We start from the raw sequence: 19,876 nt of genomic DNA, 5'->3' as shown, positions 1-19,876 counted from the left end.
AATGAAAAGATTAAGTACTTTATTGTTAGTGTTGTTTGGAATCATTGGTTTTTCCTGTGAGCCAAATAACCCCTTTGGGCCTACCTATGACCTAGAGGGCAACCTGGCCAGAGATGCTAAGATCATTGATGAGTTTTTGAAAACTGCACAGATTGACAGTGTAAGAAGGATTCATGACCAAAACGGTGTAATCATTATTGTACAAGAGGAAGGGACTGGAGCCAAACCCGGAGAATTCCGTTTGATTTATACCAATTACATCGGGAAATTCCTTGACGGAAAAGTATTCGATACCAATCTTGAACAAGTAGCAAAGGATAATAACGTATGGGATGAAAACCGTATTTATAGGGTATTCCAATTTGTTTTAGGTTCGGGAGAAGCTATCCAAGGCTTCAACATTGGTTTTAGGCAGTTAAGAAGCGGCTCCAAAGCAGTCCTTATTATTCCCTCTCCCTGGGCTTACAGGGATCAGGAAAGGGATGGCATTCCCGCGAATTCCATTCTGATGTTTGAGGTGGAATTTCTTGGAATTGAGTGAGAGGGTTAATTTAATAGCCCCGATTTATAACAGATCACTTCTTTGATAAATAAAATCCAAAAGAGGCTGTCCCTATTTATGGGACAGCCTCTTTTCTTTGATAAGATTTCAAGCTTTTGATTCTCATCACAGAACAACCGTCATGAGTCTTTGAAGCGTACAGAATTAATCGGGTTGTATAGCCAGGGATAGAAATGTCCCTTACTTTGAGAATTTAGCCTCTGAATTTTCTTGGGAATAAAGCCGGCACTTCCTTTTTATACTGGGTGTAACTTTTACCATAAAGCTGAATGAGCTTTTTTTCTTCAAAGTAGATTCCCATTGGCAAATAAATGATGAGGCATATCAAATGTATCAAAGAAGCCAAAACCGGATCAAAGAAGAAAAAGCCGAGGAAAATCAGAAGTAAGCCGGCATATAGCGGATGTCTAACATAAGCGTGCATCCCTTTTCTGACAAATTCAGGCCGTTCTTCCAGGTCATCATGAGGCTTTAAGCCCACAAAAGAAGACAGGGAAAAATGCTTCATGGACTTCACTATGATAATTGTTCCAAATGCGGCAAACATGTAAGCCAAATAAGTGGTAAAATCAGTGTTTGCCAGGAGTATTCTTTTTTCAATCATAGCCCCATATACCAAAATTGCCAGTAATCCAACAGCAGAAAATAGGGAATATAGCAGTCGGTACCATGGATAAGCCGTACCCATTTTGCTTCTTATCTTATTTTTGAAAGCAAGGCTGGCCAATAGGGTATGAAGACTATAGTAGATTCCCCAAAATAGCGCCAATAAAATATAAGCCGTCATCTGAATTTGTCAAAGGTTCATCATTTAATCACCAAAATAAATAAGTTAGTTCATTAAGTATTACTTTTATGCCAAGGAGTTTTTTGATTGCCAGTCTTTTTCTAATTTGACATGCTAAACCCAGGATAATGAAAATTGGATTGATCAGAGAGGGAAAAATTCCCCCCGATAAAAGAGTGCCTTTTACTCCAAAGCAGGTCAGGAAACTTTTGGACCTTTACCCTAATGACTTGGAATTCAAGGTTGAACCGAGTCCTATTCGCTGTTTTTCTGATGATGAATTTGTAGAATTGGATATCCAAGTGGATAGCGATTTGTCAGATTGCGATGTGCTCATGGGGATCAAAGAAGTACCCATAGACCAACTCATTCCAAACAAGACCTATATTTTTTTCTCCCATACCATCAAAAAACAAGTTTATAATCGGAAGCTATTGCAGGCAGTTCTTAAAAAGAACATCAAGCTTATAGATTATGAAGTCTTAAAAAATGAGAAGGGAGAACGTACCGTGGCTTTTGGCCGGTGGGCCGGAATAGTTGGGGCTTATAATGGGCTTTGGACCTATGGGAAAAAGACCGGTCTATTTGATCTCAAAAGGGCCTTTGAATGTTTTGATAGGTCTGAGATGGACCTAGAACTTAAAAAAGTGCAGCTTCCCCCCATCAAAATTGTGGTTACAGGAACAGGAAGGGTAGGCAAAGGGGTCCTGGAAGTTCTGCATACGGTCGGAATCAAACAGGTGGCCCCAAAGGAATTTCTCCATCAATATTACGATGAGGCTGTTTTTACCGTTCTGTCTTCCGCTGATTTCAATAGGAGAAAAACAGACGGAGGTTTTGATAAGGAGGAGTTCTATGCAGATCCTCAAAAGTATGAAAGTCACTTTTTGAAATATGCCGAAGTCAGTGATATCCTGATGGCGGCAGCTTATTGGGATAGCCGTGCACCCAGGTTATTTGAATTGGAAGATATTAGCTCAGAAGATTTCAATATATCCGTGATTGCAGACATCACCTGTGATATTCATGGTTCTGTCCCTACTACGGTCAAGGCATCCACTATTTCGGATCCGGTTTATGATATAGACAGAGATAGTTTCGAAATATTGCCGGCATTTGGCAAGCAGAACAGTATCTCTGTTATGGCAATAGATAACCTGCCAACCGAGCTTCCCAGAAATGCGTCTGAAGAATTTGGGCAACAATTGATTGAAAACCTGATTCCAGAGTTATTGAAGCCCAGTTCAAAAATTTTAGATAAGGCTACCATCGCCAAAGAGGGAGATTTAACTTTGGAGTTTATGTATTTGAAGGATTATGTGAATGAAATTGTCGAATGATGAAGAACATTGAAAGATATATTGAGCAAACCATTTTAAAGCCACAGACGGTGGATTCCGATATTGAAGGATTGGTTATGGATGCCAAAAAATATGGTTTTGTAGGGATCTGCGTACCTCCTTTCTGGGTGAAAAAGGCCAAGCGGGAAATCGGGGATGCTCCTATCCAGCTGGTAACGGTAGTGGGTTTTCCTTTGGGGTATAATATGACCGAAACCAAAGTTTTTGAAACCGAGCAAGCCATCAAGGATGGGGCTGATGAGATCGACGTTGTTTGGTCCATTACCGCATTTAAGGCAGGGATGAACTGGCCAAAAATTGAATTGGCCAGATTGGCAAAGGTATGTCATGACCATGAGCGCATCTTAAAAGTGATCATTGAAACAGCCTACCTCAGTGAAGAGGAAATTATCAAGGCATGTAAGCTATGTGCCGAAGCAGGAGTAGACTTTGTAAAGACCTCAACGGGATTTGCTCCAGAAGGCGCCAAGGAAAGACACATCAAATTGATGCGGGAAAATCTGCCCAGCAGTGTAGGCATCAAAGCCAGTGGTGGAATCAAAACCTATGAACAGGCAGTGAAGATGATTCAGGCCGGGGCCGATAGGATAGGTACCAGCTCCGGAGTTCAGATTGTGGAGGCATCAAGGGAGGATTAAACCTCCCTTTATTTTTGGATTTCAGTTTTGTGATACCTGTCCGCATGTCCCATTTCCCGTATGTCCTCATTTTTATTGAAATAAATCAGTAAGAAAGGGATAATGAAAAAAGTCAACAGGATGTAGGCAAACCCCACAAAGCGAGTTTTGGTCGACTCATTGCCCAAGAATGTGGCAATTTTTACGGGAATATTTCTTACGGAAGGGAAGGGCATAAAAAGCAATGCGCCAATAAGATTAAACAGGAAATGGACAACCGCTAAGCTAATGGCAGCGTCAGTCTTATAAATAGCAGCTATTGCAGCAGTTATCGTAGTTCCAATATTTGCCCCAATTATAAACGGAAATGCTTTAACAAGGGAGACTTTTCTGTTGGCAACAGCAGGTACAATGATGGATGTGGTAACGGTACTGGATTGTACGGCTGCCGTGAAAAAAGCTCCATACAAAAAAGAAAAGAAAGGTTTTTGGAAAATGTGCTTGTTGATTTTGTTCAGGTTGGTGGACATGAAAGACTTCAGCACAAATTTGGACAACAACTTGATTGAGGTAAATACCAGGATGACTGCCAAAAGAAGAAGAAGCACCGGTTGATCCAAAAGGTTAGCAAGCCATAATGTCACCGGTCTGGTGAACAATACATTGTATTGGTAATCGACATTAAAATCTTCACCCAAGTTAAAAAATGTGGCAGTGATGTAGGAAGCTGCGTTGCTGAGGAATCCAAAATATACTTCCAAAGGAAAAAGGATCAGAACCGTCAGGATATTGAATATATCATGCAGCACTCCTGCAGCTAAGGCCTTTTTGAAGATATTTCTCTTCATGATAAAGGAAAAAGCTACCAAAGTACTGGTGATGGTGGTGCCGATATTTGCTCCCATGACCAGAGGAACCGCCTGCCCCAGCGTCAACGAGCCTGATGCCACTACTGCAACTATCATGGCTGTAACTGTAGAACTGCTTTGGATCAGGGCTGTCATCAGGAGACCTACAAAAAGGCCCACAAATGGATTGTTGGTAGCAAGGAAAAGAGAGGAGGCGAAATCACTGTTGAGGCGGATCATGCTCACCGTCAACAAATCAATGGAGAACATGAAGAGCAACAGCCCCAAAACTGTAATTAAAACTGAAACTAAGCGGTTTGAACCTTTTGGGTCTAAATTTATGCTGCTCATTTATGGAAAATCCCCGGAAATTGGGGGATCTGTTTATCAAAGTGCAAAATAAATGTACAGGAATTTATTTAATGGCTCCATGATGTGAAGATTTTGTTAATAATAATCACATGGACTTATCCTATGAGCTTTCCTTAAAGTTCTATGGATAAAAAATTGCACTTTTTTGCCTAAATTTGAACTGTGTTTAGAGCATATTGAAGCCCTTTTCATTCAAATTTATAAGAAAAGGGACAGTTTAGGCTCTAATTAACAATTTGTTAACATCAAATCGGGATAATCTTCTTTAACTTTGCAGCGGCTTTAGCTTAGAAACTTACCACCCTTTATGGCCAAACTTAAAGACCAAAACATCAATCAGGACGCACTGTCCAAAGTTGCCTATTCACTTTTTGATTTTACCAAAAAAGAAAAAACTTTCTTAGTTGTAATCTGTATTTTGATTTCTATAGCAGGAATCATTACCCCTTATACCTACTTGGCGATGTGGTTTGGTTTTGCTTTGGCCGCATACTCTGCCATTGCCAATGACAGTATTCAGACCATAGGCACATTCATCGCTTCCAATCAGGAAAGAAAATGGTATTGGCTTTGGTTGTTTATGGGTTTGATATTCGTGGCAACAGTTACCTTCAGCTGGTTTACCTATCAGGGAGATGTCAGTTATCAGAGGCTTCAGGTCCCCGGCTTGGATAAAGCACCGGAGAGTCTGGTATTTCTTCAACTGGCAGCGCCTATCGTACTTTTGGTGATGACGCGGTTGCGGATGCCGGTATCAACCACTTTTCTCTTGTTGAATGTATTTACTTACAAAGCCGGGACAATTCTGGATGTGATGAAAAAAAGCTTCATGGGATACCTCCTGGCTTTTGTCATAGCGATCCTTGTTTGGTTCTTAATCGAAAAATTTGTAAAAGACTTTTTAAAAGGAGAAGCTAAACCTTACTGGTTTGTATTGCAGTGGATTACCTCCGGTACACTATGGGCTGTATGGATCATGCAGGATGCCGCTAACATAGCAGTGTTCTTGCCCAGACAGCTCAATACATGGGAATTTGTCGGCTATACAGGATTTATTTTCCTTGGTTTGGGTTTCTTATTTTACCTCAAAGGAGATAGAATTCAGGGCATTGTCAATGAAAAAACGAAAGTCACCGATGTCCGTGCAGCGACTTTGGTGGACTTTGTGTATGCTATTATCCTGTTCTATTTCAAAATGCTCAACAATGTTCCAATGAGTACCACTTGGGTATTTATCGGTTTGTTGGGCGGTAGGGAATTGGCCATTGCCTTGTCCAAGTCCAAAAAACTCAGCAAGAGGAGAGCAAAAATTTATAGGGCCTATACCTTGGCAAGAAAAGACATCTTTAAAGCAACTATTGGTCTGATCGTATCTCTTATTCTCGCATTGATCATCAATGAGGGGGTAAGAAATGAAATTCTGGATTTGTTCAGGTAAAACATAAATGCTACCCCGTGCCTCTAAAGCATGGGGTTTTTATTTTCCGAAATTTGCCTTCCGGCTTCTACCTTCAAATAGATCCTTCAAAACTGTCTTGTTTATTGTTTCTTCTGTCTAATCCAGTCTAATCTCTAGCTTCTCGTCTCTTGCGTCTCCTTTTTTGCTATTTTTGAACAAAATACTTTCCATGGAACTCTTCTCAGATGCCTACTTCATGAACGAGGCCTTCAAGCAGGCTAAAATTGCTTTTGAAGAAGATGAAATACCCGTGGGTGCTGTTATTGTCTGCAGGAACAAAATCATAGCCAGGGCATACAATCAAACAGAAAAACTCACAGATGTCACTGCACATGCCGAAATGATTGCCATAACTGCAGCAGCAAATGCACTTGGCGCTAAATACCTTCCAGAATGCAAACTGTACGTTACCCTTGAACCCTGTGTGATGTGCGCAGGAGCAAGTTTCTGGTCCCAATTAGGAGAACTTCATTATGGTGCATCGGATCCCAAGAGAGGGTTTTCGCTCATTCAGGAAAGGATATTGCATCCTAAAACCAAGGTAACCAAAGGGTTGATGGGGAAAGAATCAAAAGAATTACTGGATGCGTTCTTTCAAAAATTGAGAAAATGAATCCTTTTTGGGCATTGGAGAACTATTTTTCCATTAATTTGGTTTAATAACTATAAATCCTGATGGATTTTTAATTTTAATGTTTCACCATAAACACAAGAGATAAAAATGGCTTTTGAACTACCAAAACTACCTTATGATTTTAATGCGCTGGAACCATACATTGATGCGCGCACGATGGAAATTCACCATGGAAAACACCACAATGCCTATGTTACCAATCTGAACAATGCCATTGCTGGTACAGATTTGGAAAACAAAAGCTTGGAGGAGTTGATGCTAGTTGCCGGTTCCAATACTGCTGTAAGAAACAACGGTGGCGGTCACTACAATCACAACTTGTTCTGGACCATCCTTTCTCCAAAAGGAGGAGGTACTCCTCAAGGCGAATTGGCGGATGCGATCAATGAAAAATTCGGTTCTTTTGAAGCTTTTAAGGAGGAGTTCAGCAAAGCAGCTGCCACAAGATTCGGTTCAGGATGGGCTTGGTTGACGGTTACTGCCAATGGCCTTACAATTAGCTCTACCCCTAATCAAGATAACCCACTGATGGATGTGGCTGAAATAAAAGGAACACCAATTTTGGGTCTTGACGTATGGGAGCATGCTTACTACCTGCATTATCAAAACAGAAGACCTGACTACATCAGTGCTTTCTGGAACCTGGTCAACTGGGATGAAGTCAGCAGGAGATACGCTGCCGCAAAATAATAAATAGATGTTGTTAGTTGATTGATACAAGCCTTGGGGAAGACCCCAAGGCTTCTTTTTTTGTACCCTTACCGAACGGTTCAAGTGTTCGCTAATGATACACCTGTGATTTTTTTAAATTCAAAAAACGCTGTAAATCAATGATTTACAACTGCTTTTTTGAAATGGCACTAGATTTTCATGTGACTTGGCATAGTACGATGAACACTAAACCAACTATTTTATGAAAATCTCAACCCAAGTATTTGTAGCGCTTTTGGCCTTCTTTTTAGGAATGAGCAACTTGGCAGCGAAGGAGTTTTCCCTGATTACAGGCCGTGTGGCTGATGAGAAGGGAGAATTCCTTCCTTTTGCCAATGTGGCATTGGTCGAAACCGAGTCCGGAGCCTTATTGACCGGTGCGGTTACAAGTGATGACGGAAAGTTTCTGATCGAATCTGCAAGGTCTGCAAAGGTTCATTTGGTGGTCTCTTCCATAGGTTTCGAAACCTTCAAGACCGAACCATTTGATATCAAGCCGGGCACTAATAAGGATTTTGGTTTGATTACCATCAAAGAAGAGGCGGGAAATCTATCTGAAGTAACCGTAAGGGCCACAAGACCGGAAATCATTGTGGAAGCAGATAAAACCATCGTGAATGTGGAAGGCTCTGTTTTGGCTGATGGCAATACGGCATTGGAAGTAATTGCAAGATCACCAGGGGTTTATGTTGATGAAAATGATCAAATCAATCTTAACGGAAGACCAGGGGTCACCGTGATGATCAATGACAGACAAACTTACATGAGTGCAGCTGATCTTGCCCAGTTCTTAAGATCTATTCCTGCAGATAATATCAAAAGCATTGAAATCATCAACAATCCGCCTTCCCGATTTGATGCAGAGGGTGGAGCAGGAGTCATCAACATCCGGCTGAAAAAGAACAATATTGATGGCATGTTCGGTAATATCAGTGCCGGTGGTATGTACAATGGTATCTTTGGTCCAAATGCCGGCCTTTCACTCAATATCAAAAAAGGAAAATGGACCAATCAGGCCAGCCTCAACTACAATGAATTCAACTTTGTCAATGAGTTGGACATCAACCGCAATTTCCAGTTGGAGCAGGGGGTTTCCAGTTTTCACCAAGACGGAAAGATAACTACATACAACAAGAGCCTTTTCTTTAACGGAGGAAGTGATTATGAAATCAATTCCAATCACAGTGTTGGCGTAACGGTTCAGGCATCTGAATACAATGGGGAAAATATCGGCAGGTCTTTGACTGATATCAATAATCCCGGAACGGAGGATGTTTTTTTCCTGAGATCCTTTAATGATGGAGCATCTAGAAACAGGAGAGTTTTTGGTAATTTCCATTATGTGGGCGTATTGGATTCCTTAGGAACCAAGTTGACATCGGATATCGATTTTACCAAGATGGCCTCCTCTTCCAACTCGCTTCTTAGTAATAGGAATTGGATAAATGACGATGAACCTCTCGCTGCAAGGGATTTTATCCTGACCATGAATGAAATGGATTATACCATATTTACTGCAAAAGTGGATTTCATCCGGCCATTAGGTAAAGGCCGTATTTTCGAAAGTGGCTTGAAAGGTAGCTGGGTCAAGTCTGACAATAACCTTGATCTGAGTAAAGCCATAGAAGATGAGCCTTTCCAAAGGGACCCCAACTCCAATCACTTCATTTATGAAGAAAACGTATTGGCCGCTTATGCCTCTTATAAAAGCAAATTTTCTGAAAATATAAGTTTCCAGGCAGGTTTGAGAACTGAATATTCTGATATCACAGGAAACTCTGTGACTTTGGATCAAGTCAATAAGCAAAATTATATTGACCTATTCCCAAGCCTAAGTGTTCAGCAAAAGGTCAGCAAAGATTATCAGATCATCTACAATGCCAACAGAAGGATTACCAGGCCAAATTATAGGTTATTGAATCCCTTTGTGTTTTACATAGACCCACTGACCACTGAAGAAGGTAACCCACTTCTGCGCCCTCAGTACGCCCATAACCTGGAGATGAACCACGTGGTAAAAGGTTCCTATCAGTTCACCTTGGGCTATTCCCTGACCAATGATGTGTTCCAGCAGATATTTACCCAAGATGAAGAAACAAGGACCACGACCACCTATACCGCCAACCTGGACAAGGCGCAGACCTGGAATTTCAGGGCCATGATCCCGGTTGAAATTCGCCCTTGGTGGAATACCAGCAATATGGTTCAGGTAACCAACTCAGCTTGGAAATCTTTGATTGGTGATGCACTGTTGGATGTATCACAGACATCCTTTACCTTGAGGACACAACACAATTTCAATCTTCCAGCCGGATTCAGAGCTGAATTGATGGGGATGTACATCGGCCCAGCACAATATGGACAGGCAACAATAAAAGGATTTGGATGGGTAGATCTGGGAATTACCAAAAGTATGATGAAGGATAAACTGACCCTGACGGTCAATGGAACAGATTTATTGGCCAGTCAGGTGATCCGGGCAAATGTTCAGTTTGAAAATATCGATACCCAGTTCAGACAATACCGCAATACACAGGGAGTTAGATTCACCCTCAGGTATAAGTTTGCCAAAGGAGAAAGCTTCAGGGTGTCCAATAGAAGCGGAAGCACTGAAGAAAGAAACAGGTTGGATTAATCTTAGGACTCCTCCCGCCAATCGGGAGGAGTTTTTAAATTTAGAGTATTGGAGCTAATATTTACTGTTATGAAAAAGGCGATTGTAATGTTTACCCTAATCGGAGTCACTATGGCTTCAGTGATTGCTCAAGACTTTAATAGGGCCAAATTGGATGAGTTTTTTGATGTTTTGGAAACCAATGATAGGGTGATGGGTTCGGTGTTACTTTATTATCGTGGGGAACCCATTTACCAGAAGTCCTTTGGTTATGCAGATCGTAGCAAAAAAATTCCCTTAACCAAAGAAAGTAAATTTAGGGTGGGTTCTATAACCAAAACATTTACTTCGGTCCTTGTTTTCAAGGCCATAGAGGAGGGAAGGATCAATTTGGCGCAAAGTATTGAAGGCTTTTTCCCAGAGTTGACCAATGCCGGAAAAATAACAGTGAGTGATCTGCTAAGCCACAGGAGTGGTATTTATAGCTTTACCTCAAGCCAGGATTACCTGACCTGGAATACAGTCCCTAAGTCAAGAGAAGCATTGTATCAGATAATACTTAAAGGAAAGAGTGAATTTGAACCTGGCACAAAAGCCAATTATTCTAATCCGAACTATGTGCTTTTGACCTGGATTTTGGAGGATATCTATCAGGAGTCTTACCCCTCTTTATTGCAAAAGTATATTTTAGGTCCCCTTGATTTGAATAACACCTACATCGGTGAGGAATTTTCACCTGACCAAGGGGAGGTTTTATCTTATAAATTCTTGGGGGAATGGGAACAGGAAAGTATTACAGACATGTCCATTCCTTTAGGGGCTGGAGCGCTTGTTTCCACCACTAGAGATTTGGCGGTTTTTATTAGGGCATTATTTGAGGGAAAATTAATCAGTGAAGCCAGTCTATCCCAAATGACAGAATTGAGGGACGATTACGGACGCGGAATATTTAAATTTCCTTTTTATGATCAATTTGCCTATGGCCATGATGGGGGCATAGATGGGTTCATGGCTTCTTTAAGTTACTTTCCAGAGAAAGACCTCGCCTATTCACTTACCTTGAACGGGGCCAATATGGATCCTAATCAGATTTCCATTGCCGTGTTGAGCGCATTTTTTGGAAAGGATTTTGACATTCCACAATTCTCCGATGTTTCCTTTACGGCAGAGGAATTGGATGCTTTTGTCGGGGTTTACGGGGCTCCTGGTTTTCCTTTGAATATTACCATCAGAAGACAGAAGCTGGCACTCATGGCACAGGCCACCGGCCAACCTGAATTTTTATTGGAGCATGATGAGGGAACTACTTTTGTCTTCCGATTGGCCAATCTTTCTATTGAATTTCAGCCGGAAAATGATCAGCTGACTTTGTCCCAATCGGGGATGAAATTCGTATTGAAGAAGAAATGATTATTTGAAAATGTAGCTAATTCCCACAGTTGCCACAAAGTTTTTTCTATCCAGTCCCGGCACAAAATACTGGTCGGGCTGGTTTTCCAAGAACCACATATAGTTCAGGGTATTGACATATTGGAAGTTGCCATGTACCAAGAGGTTTCCAAATCTCCAATCTGCGACTAAAGAAGGCACCAGATCCACATATTTATTTCTCCAGTCTTTAGATGCCTCATACCTAAAATAGTAGAAGTCGTTGTTGTAAACGATCCTCTCAAAATGAAGTGCAATCCTGCTGAAATCTTTTACCCAACCGATTTCTACCCAGTTCACATTCGCTGCCGGACCGTATCCTACCCCCAGTACCTGTCCGTTGTGGGTATATCCATGACGTACATGGTTGTGAATATACCAGGTGTCCAAGTTTCGGATGCTTTCTCTAATGGTTTGACCGGTCTGCGTCATTTCTGCGCTGATCTGTAGGAACTGCCCCTGCTTTTTCAATGGCATCAGGTTACTGAATCCAAGGGTGAAGCCCCGGTTCCTTTCCGGAGTAACGATAAAGTCTGAAAACCTCCTGCTATTGCCATTGGTGCCATATTCCCCGTAAAATTCAAAATGACCTTCAGTGCTGATCCATCTGAAAAAGCCGGAGCTGAACTGCTGTCTTTTATCCCTTATCGGATTCCTTACATTGTTCAATCCTTTTTGCCCATTGAAAAAAGGAACATAATCACCCAATCTGTCCATGTCCTCCATATACAAATGGTTGGTGGCTGAATAGCCTAAAAACAAGCCTGGAACCCATTTGGGATGATAACTTAAGATAATACCAGATAAGTACCTGTCCCCATTTTCCCTTTTGGGCATCAGAACAGGGTTGCCCTGAATATGGTATCCCGGATGTGGCGGAAGAAATCCACTGCTGTTCAAAAGACCCGCAATCATCTGCCCTTCAATGTGTCCAATGCCCGTCTCCACAGGTCTCAAGGTATTGGCCGTGAAATGAAGGAAACCTTGGGCATTATTACTCAGAATAAGGGAATTACGGCGGGAAGGCCCCCACCAAAGATTTTCTGTTGAAACCCCAAATGAGAAATCACCGGGATTAAACCGTATACTGGACTGACCTGGAAGGATACGGGTATAAGGCCCGGTACCAAAGCGCTCAGGCATATCAATCCGGTTCATATACTCATAGTAATACAGAATGGTGGCCTGATGTTCTATGGGAAATCCCAAATAGTCTTTGTTTTGGGCATGTAAGATTTCCGGTTGGAACTGTATGGATAATTTTCCCTCCTTTAAAAATACACCGGCACTTACCAAATGTTGAAATCCCCTGTTCGGAATCATCGCTCCATTATTCAGACCAAAAGCATAATCAGAATTGAACTGTGTCCGTAAAGTGACAGGCATAACAAAAAGGTAGTCATTCTTATCCTTTCCAAATACTTGATGTACTTGCGACGTATTCAAATCAGTAAAAGTGCTGTCCAAATCTAAACCATTTTGACGGTCAAAAGCATAGGCTGGATGAAGGGGTCTAATGGCAAAAGATGCATTTTCATTCAGTCTACCCAACAATTGTTGCCTCCTCATGTACTCTTCCAATACAGGGGTGTTGAGCGGAATGGTCTGTGCATAGGCCCAATTTCCCAAAAAAAGCAACAGAGCGAAGAAAATATAGACATTCAGTGTTTTCATGTTCCTACTCATATCACAACCATTGCCGTTACTTCAATTTTCCCCACAGACCAACTTTCATCGCATAATGGGTCAGGGCTGTTCAATTGTTTGAGTTCATCACCCAAAGTAACCTTCACGCTGTTAGTGACATGGGGCACCAGCCTGCTGATCCTATAAACAGTCGTGTAGTTTTGGAAAGCACCGAAGAGACAAAGTCCGGGAAGGTCTGTCCGAATAGCTCCGGTTTTGGGGAAGTTCTGCCTGAAATATTCCTGAGGGAAAGATTGTCTCAAACAAAAAGTGGATTCACAGGGTGAGTTAGAAAAAGTCGTACGGAAAATTTCCTCTTCATCTACTTTCATGTACCAAAAATCCGGCCCACTTAATCCATCATCTGGATTCCCGTCCCAACTATCATGAACGAATACTTCCACTTCAATTTTCAATATGTTGTGATTGGGGAGATCGGGGATGGTAACAGATACCTCCTCATTATTGTAAAACCCCAGTAAGGTATCCCCTTCAAAAATAAAAAGCCTTCCATTTTCGAAGCCCCTTAAATCCAATAGGCCAAAATTATTGGAATAAACCACAACCTGGGATTCCAGGGTGTCAGAACAAGATGAATGGAAAAATCCAATGCATAAGAAGAATAAAAGCAGCAATGAAGTCCGGAAAAATCTTAAAAACATTTTGGAAATAAATTTAATACGTGTTGGAACGTCAGTTCCAAAACTACCCAACGTCTGCAAATAAACGAAATATTCTCGAAAATCAGCTCAGGATGCGCTTTCAATATGGATAATTGGCGGTACAAAGAGGTTTGATTAACTTGCGCTTGATTAATTAATTGTTTTTCTGATGATCAAACTCACGTTGGTTGCTGGAGCCAGGCCAAATTTTATGAAAATCGCTCCCATCGTGCACGCCATTAAGGCGAAGCAAAAAGAGGGTTTCCCCATTTCTTACAGGCTTGTCCATACAGGTCAGCATTATGATAAAAAAATGTCTGGGGATTTTTTCGAACAGCTCAATATCCCTGAACCAGACGCCAATTTAGGAGGGGGTGGAGGCACGCAGGCCGAACAGACTGCGGCCATTATGGTGGCTTTTGAAAAAGAATTGATGGCCAATAGGCCGGATTTGGTGATTGTAGTTGGGGATGTAACCTCTACCTTGGCTTGTTCGATTGCAGCCAAAAAATTGGTGATCGATGTGGCCCATGTGGAAGGAGGTATCCGCTCAGGGGATTTAAGTATGCCCGAAGAAATCAACAGGATGGTTACCGACAGCATCACAGACCATTTCTTTACCACCTCAGAAATTGCCAATGAAAACCTCAGGAAATTGGGCTTTCCCGAAAGCCGTATCCATTTTGTGGGCAATACCATGATTGATACCCTGATGGCAAATATGGAAAAGTTCCGTAAGCCGGATGGGGAAGCCTTTGACAAGCTTCAGCCGGGGCAATATTTCGTCATGACCATGCACAGACCCGCCAATGTGGACCAGGAAGAAAAACTCAAAGAAATGATCAATGCCATCATGGAAGGCACCCAAGGCCTTCCGGTTATTTTCCCTGTACACCCCAGGACAGCCAAAAACCTCCAAAATCTGGGCATCAATGACCCTAATCTGTTGATGACAGAACCTTTGTCCTATCTGGAATTCAATTATCTGGTCAAAAATGCAAAAGGTGTCATTACTGATTCCGGAGGGATTACCGAAGAGGCTTCTGTTATGAACATACCCTGCATTACCCTCAGAGAAAATACAGAAAGAGCGGAAACAATTGAATTGGGCACAAACGAATTGGTTGGTACCAATCCAGAAAACCTCCAACCTTATTTGGAAAAACTGATGCGTGGCGAATGGAAAAAGTACAAGGGGATCCCTTATTGGGATGGTAAAACGGCTGAAAGAATTGTGGGTAAAATCATTGAAATTTATAGCTAATGCACCAGAGGATAAAGGAATTAGTGGAGCAACTTCAGTTGAAGCCCCATCCAGAAGGGGGGTATTATGCTGAAACGTACCGGTCTGATTGGGAAGTTTCTACAGATCATGGAAGCCGGAGTCTGATGACCTGTATTTACTTTTTGTTGACCTCCGATAACTCCTCCAAATTCCATCAAATAAAAAGTGATGAAATGTGGTTTTTTCATGAGGGAAGCCCCCTTACTGTTCATGTGCTTTCTGATAAGGGCTATGAAAAACTCCTGGTCGGGCCATCGGATAAGGAGGGTCACCTGCCCTACCAACTGGTAAAAACGGGAATCATTTTTGGATCAACAGTGGATCAGGAGGAAAGCTATAGTTTGGTTTCCTGTGTGGTAGCCCCAGGGTTTGATTTCGAAGATTTCAGGTTAGTGCCTAAAGAAGAATTGTTGGAGAAATGGCCGGAAGCGCTTGAAATTATCCACAAATTGACTTAATTGGAATAAATCTTCAGCAATACCCTTATGTCTAAAGCAGAGATTTTACTGATTGAAGACGATGAAAGGTTATCCACAGTCCTTAAAAAGGGTCTGGAGGAGAGAGGATATGGGGTGACCCAAGCCTTTGACGGAGATATGGGTCTCCGATTGTTTGAAAATGGAGGGTTTGACCTGATCATTACCGATCTCATCTTACCTAAAGTCAATGGACTGGATATTTCAAAATCCATAAGGTTAAAAGATACCCAAATCCCTATCATCATGTTGACGGCATTGGGAGCGACCGATGATAAAGTTGAAGGGTTTGATGCGGGGGCAGATGATTACCTGGTCAAACCTTTTGATTTTAGGGAACTTCATGCCCGCATAAGGACCTTGTTGAAAAGATCCGGCCGAGTAGCAGAACAGGCTGAGAAATCCATTTTCGTGTACGCGGATCTTCAAATAGATTCCCAGTTGAAAAAAGCAAGCAGAGCAGGGATTGATCTCAACCTTACACCCAAAGAGTACAGTCTTTTGGAGTATATGGTTAAAAATCCAGAGCGTGTACTTTCCAGGGAAGAGATTGCCCGCGAAGTATGGGGAGTAAATTTCGATACCGGTACCAACTTTATAGATGTTTACATCAATTACATCCGGAAAAAAGTGGACAAACCCTTTGAAGATAAACTGATCCATACCCGCTCGGGAATGGGCTTTTTGCTACAGAAAACATGAGGTTACAGCAACAGATATCCTTGATGTTTACGGCCTTGGCAGCCGGAATACTCCTGCTCTTTATTGGGATTGTTTATTTTTCTGCTTATACCAACCGGTTGAATGAATTTTATAACATTCTGGAAAAAGAAGCCATAACCAAAGCCAATTTGCTATTGGATACGCAGTTAGATGCCGAAACACTCCAAACCATTTACAGGAAAAACAGGGAAATTCTTTATGAAGTGGAGGTAGCCATCTACAATTCCAGAATGGATTTGATTTATCATGATGCAGTAGATATTGACTTTGTGAAGGAAACCCCGGAAATGCTTCAGGAAATAAGCAATAAAAAGAAAATCAGGTTTATCCAGGACAAATGGCAGGTCATAGGCCTTGATTTTGAATTTGATCAAGAGCATTACATCATAACTGCCGCGGCCTATGATTTTTATGGTTTCAATAAACTTGAAAACCTGAGGGATACCATGTTGGTCAGCTTTTTCCTTGGTCTGGCGATTATCTTTTTGATCGGGAAATATTTTTCAAGAAAATCACTGGCCCCCATCGCAGGGATAATCAGGGAGGCCCAGAACATATCTGCTTCTAATCTTGATTTGAGGATTCAGGAATATAATTCAAAGGATGAACTGGGTCAATTGGCCCAAACTTTCAATCAGATGTTGGAAAGGTTGGAAAAATCCTTCGATGCCCAAAAGCAGTTTGTCTCCTATGTGGCCCATGAACTGAGGACTCCCCTCACGGCCATCATCACAGATCTGGAGCTGAGTCTGGATAAGGAGAGAACCAAGGAACAATACAGACAGACCATAGAGGAGGTATTGTCGGACAGTCAGAAAGTTGCCCGCTTGGCGAGTACCTTGCTGGATTTTGCCAAGGCCAGCTATGACCGTTCTGAAATCCATTTCAAGCCGGTGCGTGTGGACGAGGTATTGCTGGAGTCCAGTCAGCAGGTCATGCAAAAAAATCCAGCTTACAGGATCCACCTTGATTTTGAAGGAGAAGTGGAGGAGGAAGCCATCACGGTTTGGGGCAACAGTTACCTCCTGGGCATTGCATTTTCCAATCTTATGGAAAATGCCTGTAAATTTTCAGAGGATAAAAGCTGTGAGATTTCAATAGCTGCAGGCCCTTCCGGGGTTAGGATCAAATTCAGAGACAAAGGCATTGGGATTCCTAAAGAAGAGCAGGAAGATATATTCAAGCCATTTTTCAGGGGAAAAAACAAAGGCTACACCGAGGGAACAGGTATCGGTCTTACCCTCGTCCAAAAGATTATCCAGCAGCATAATGGAGAGATCAGCTTAGCATCCGAAACGGGAAAAGGGGCTACATTTACCCTCAGCCTGCCCAAAGTGAAATAGCTTTCTAATTGTTTTCTAATTTTTTTCTAAGAGTCTTCTAAAACTGTCAGCAGCCCAATGTCCGTATCTTTGTAAAAGATTTCAATAGACAAGTTAATGGAACCCATTCCCCCATCATTAATGTGTAATTGTTGATTTTTTACCTGCCTTTTAGGCTTAGGTAAAAATCAATTTCCTAATCCAGAAAGGAGGTCAATATGTCATTGTTTGAGTTTATCATCAGGTTAAATTTAGCCCTATTGCTTGGAGCAGCCATAGGCTTTGAGCGGCAATGGAGACAGAAAAGTGCGGGACTTAGGACCAATACTTTGGTGTCAATGGGGGCAGCAGCATTCATCCTACTGTCCGTTTCTTTAACAGGAGATTCAGGTGATCCTTCCAGGGTAGCCGGACAGATTGTGACCGGTATTGGGTTTTTGGGTGCCGGGGTTATTATGAAAGACGGGTTCAATGTTCAGGGACTGAATACAGCTGCAACTATATGGTGTTCTGCGGCAGTAGGGTCTTTGGCAGGAGTTGGGCTTTTTGCCGAATCAGCAGTTACCGCTGGAGCAGTTATGCTTGCCCACCTTGGACTTAGACCACTTGGAAGAAAGATTAGCAGGATTCCCAATACTCCTGCAGAGGACGCTAACGGAACATTCTTTTACCTTTTTCAGATCAAATGCTTGGACAAAGTTGAAAACCACCTCAGGGTAATGCTCTTGGAAACTATCAAGTCAGATAACAGCTTGCGCCTCCAATCACTCAAAAGTAGGGACAATGGTAATCCACAGCATTCTTATGTAGAGGCTAAGGTTGTTTCCAATGGCAACAGGGATAGTATCATGGAAAATCTGGCAGGTAAACTGACATTAGAATACGGCGTCTTGGAAGTAAGTTGGGAAATCCAAGGGCAGCAAAACGAACAGTAAATCTATGAAAAAGGACCTGGAAACTTGGATTTTATCAGCAGAAAAACAAAAAGTCAGGGAATTGATCCCATTACTTCAAAAAATGACTTTGGTAGAGGTATCGGAAGCTTTAGAACCCTTAGAAGAAGCCACCATATTAGAGGCTTTGGACTACTTTGATCTTCAAAGTCAATCTAAGATCTTTTCCCATTTTGATATCAGGAGGCAACTTTCATTTTTTCAAAAAGTAAGCAAAAAGCGTTTTGCCCCTCTTTTTGAAAATTTGGCATCTGATGACCGATGTGACCTTTTTCAGCATATGAGTCAAGAAGAACAGGCCGCAATACTTCCTTACCTGAGTAAAGAGGCAAGAGAAGATGTATTAAAACTAAGTGCCTATCCTCCTGAAACTGCGGGCGGAATCATGAGTACAGATTTTGCCACAGTTTTGGCTACAATGACAGTAGAGTCTGCCTTGGCTAAGGTGAGAAGGGATAGCCCCTCAAAGAAAATGATCTATTATATCTATGTAGTGGACCACAGGATGAAAATGGTAGGCTTTATTTCACTTAAGGATCTAATTTTGGCTGCTCCTAATAAGCTGATACAAGATATTCTTCATTCCCAATTTATTGCTACGTATGTAAATGAAGACAGGGAAATTGTTGCAAAAAAAATAGAAGACCATGACCTTTTGGCTATTCCGGTTTTGAATCATTCCGGACAACTTGTTGGAATTGTTACTCAAGATGATGCAATTGAAGTAATCCGTGCAGAACATACAGAGGATATGGAAAAATTCATGGGAATCATGGCCGAAAATGCAGAGCAGGATTACATGGTAACAAGTAGTTGGCAGCATTTCAGGAGAAGGGTAGTATGGATTATTTCATTGGCTGCTGTTGGTATTATCTCTGGTATGATTATTCATCGATTTGAATCTACACTTGAGGCTTTAATCATCCTAGCTCTATATATGCCGATGGTTGCTGATACAGGGGGTAACTCAGGATCACAGGCTGCCACCGTGATTGTAAGGGCTTTGGCTTTAGGACAAATTAGCCCAAATCAATGGTTCACAATTGTATTTAAGGAGTTTAAAATTTCCAGTCTTCTTGCTGTTTGTTTGGGAGTTCTGGCTTTTCTAAAAGTGCTCTTTCTTAGTTGGGAAACAAGTATTCCCGAGCAATATACCTTGATTCAAATTGCCCTTGTCATCAGCACAGCGCTATCCTTGCAGGTAATTACAGCTACTTGTATTGGAGCAGGTTTGCCTTTGTTGGTCAAAAGGTTTGGGGGTGATCCTGCGGTAGCTGCTTCACCTGCAATCACAACAGTAGTAGATATAACCGGTCTGTTGATCTATTTCACAGTAACAGTATCATTATTAGAACTATAAACCAATTTATTAAACT

18 protein-coding genes are annotated in these 19,876 nt (G+C 41.7%); 14 read left to right on the top strand and 4 right to left on the bottom strand.

The window, feature by feature from the left end; translation table 11 throughout:
* The first annotated feature begins 1 nt into the window (after position 1).
* On the top strand, positions 2-541 hold the full coding sequence (locus BC751_RS03870) for an FKBP-type peptidyl-prolyl cis-trans isomerase (protein ID WP_130274415.1): 540 nt from the start codon (positions 2-4) through the stop codon (positions 539-541).
* A 214-nt stretch (positions 542-755) separates the two neighbouring features.
* Here the strand turns inward: BC751_RS03870 and BC751_RS03865 are convergent, their stop codons facing one another.
* Entirely contained in the window at positions 756-1,349 is a 594-nt protein-coding gene (locus BC751_RS03865) for a methyltransferase family protein (protein WP_130274414.1), read from the bottom strand.
* A 128-nt stretch (positions 1,350-1,477) separates the two neighbouring features.
* Here BC751_RS03865 and BC751_RS03860 point away from each other — a divergent pair, with 128 nt between their 5' ends.
* Entirely contained in the window at positions 1,478-2,689 is a 1,212-nt protein-coding gene (locus BC751_RS03860) for an NAD(P)-dependent oxidoreductase (RefSeq protein ID WP_130274413.1), read from the top strand.
* Positions 2,689-3,348 carry a deoxyribose-phosphate aldolase gene (deoC, locus tag BC751_RS03855; RefSeq protein ID WP_130277488.1) on the top strand — a complete coding sequence of 220 codons (660 nt, stop codon included), beginning with the start codon at positions 2,689-2,691 and terminating at the stop codon, positions 3,346-3,348. The genes BC751_RS03860 and deoC overlap by 1 nt, the downstream gene beginning before the upstream one ends.
* A gap of 8 nt (positions 3,349-3,356) precedes the next feature.
* Here deoC and BC751_RS03850 read toward each other — a convergent pair whose 3' ends face one another.
* Positions 3,357-4,526 (bottom strand): Na/Pi symporter, encoded by a 1,170-nt coding sequence (locus BC751_RS03850; RefSeq protein WP_130274412.1) that lies wholly within the window; start codon positions 4,524-4,526, stop codon positions 3,357-3,359.
* 328 nt (positions 4,527-4,854) lie between these two features.
* Between BC751_RS03850 and BC751_RS03845 the strand changes: the two genes are divergently transcribed.
* From BC751_RS03845 to BC751_RS03825, 5 genes are all read left to right on the top strand, one after another.
* Entirely contained in the window at positions 4,855-5,985 is a 1,131-nt protein-coding gene (locus tag BC751_RS03845) for a hypothetical protein (protein WP_130274411.1), read from the top strand.
* Between the two features lie 190 nt (positions 5,986-6,175).
* On the top strand, positions 6,176-6,619 hold the full coding sequence (locus BC751_RS03840) for a nucleoside deaminase (protein ID WP_130274410.1): 444 nt from the start codon (positions 6,176-6,178) through the stop codon (positions 6,617-6,619).
* 108 nt (positions 6,620-6,727) lie between these two features.
* A complete protein-coding gene (locus tag BC751_RS03835; RefSeq protein WP_130274409.1) occupies positions 6,728-7,330 on the top strand; it encodes a superoxide dismutase in 603 nt (200 codons plus the stop codon).
* Positions 7,331-7,553: 223 nt separating this feature from the next.
* Positions 7,554-9,986 (top strand): TonB-dependent receptor, encoded by a 2,433-nt coding sequence (locus BC751_RS03830; protein ID WP_130274408.1) that lies wholly within the window; start codon positions 7,554-7,556, stop codon positions 9,984-9,986.
* Between the two features lie 69 nt (positions 9,987-10,055).
* Entirely contained in the window at positions 10,056-11,375 is a 1,320-nt protein-coding gene (locus BC751_RS03825) for a serine hydrolase domain-containing protein (protein WP_130274407.1), read from the top strand.
* On the opposite strand, the gene BC751_RS03820 is transcribed toward BC751_RS03825, so the two are convergent.
* Positions 11,376-13,067 (bottom strand): capsule assembly Wzi family protein, encoded by a 1,692-nt coding sequence (locus BC751_RS03820; protein WP_130274406.1) that lies wholly within the window; start codon positions 13,065-13,067, stop codon positions 11,376-11,378.
* Positions 13,068-13,075: 8 nt separating this feature from the next.
* The gene (locus tag BC751_RS03815) at positions 13,076-13,741 is read right to left on the bottom strand and encodes a hypothetical protein (protein WP_130274405.1); all 666 of its coding nucleotides are present in this window, start codon (positions 13,739-13,741) and stop codon (positions 13,076-13,078) included.
* Between the two features lie 169 nt (positions 13,742-13,910).
* Here BC751_RS03815 and wecB point away from each other — a divergent pair, with 169 nt between their 5' ends.
* The 6 genes from wecB (at position 13,911) to mgtE (ending at position 19,860) form a co-directional block, all read left to right on the top strand.
* Positions 13,911-15,005, top strand: coding sequence for a non-hydrolyzing UDP-N-acetylglucosamine 2-epimerase (gene wecB, locus BC751_RS03810; protein WP_130274404.1), 1,095 nt, complete (start codon positions 13,911-13,913; stop codon positions 15,003-15,005).
* Complete coding sequence (locus BC751_RS03805) at positions 15,005-15,484, top strand: cupin domain-containing protein (RefSeq protein ID WP_130274403.1); 480 nt, start codon at positions 15,005-15,007, stop codon at positions 15,482-15,484. Before wecB ends, BC751_RS03805 begins: the two co-directional genes overlap by 1 nt.
* A gap of 27 nt (positions 15,485-15,511) precedes the next feature.
* On the top strand, positions 15,512-16,204 hold the full coding sequence (locus tag BC751_RS03800; RefSeq protein WP_130274402.1) for a response regulator transcription factor: 693 nt from the start codon (positions 15,512-15,514) through the stop codon (positions 16,202-16,204).
* A complete protein-coding gene (locus BC751_RS03795; RefSeq protein ID WP_130274401.1) occupies positions 16,201-17,568 on the top strand; it encodes a sensor histidine kinase in 1,368 nt (455 codons plus the stop codon). Before BC751_RS03800 ends, BC751_RS03795 begins: the two co-directional genes overlap by 4 nt.
* Before the next feature lie 197 nt (positions 17,569-17,765).
* On the top strand, positions 17,766-18,482 hold the full coding sequence (locus BC751_RS03790) for an MgtC/SapB family protein (RefSeq protein ID WP_130274400.1): 717 nt from the start codon (positions 17,766-17,768) through the stop codon (positions 18,480-18,482).
* A gap of 4 nt (positions 18,483-18,486) precedes the next feature.
* Entirely contained in the window at positions 18,487-19,860 is a 1,374-nt protein-coding gene (gene mgtE, locus BC751_RS03785) for a magnesium transporter (RefSeq protein WP_130274399.1), read from the top strand.
* The last annotated feature ends 16 nt before the right edge of the window (positions 19,861-19,876 follow it).

Source organism: Cecembia calidifontis, assembly GCF_004216715.1.
GTDB lineage: Bacteria > Bacteroidota > Bacteroidia > Cytophagales > Cyclobacteriaceae > Cecembia_A > Cecembia_A calidifontis.
This window is presented reverse-complemented; position numbering and strand designations above follow the sequence as displayed.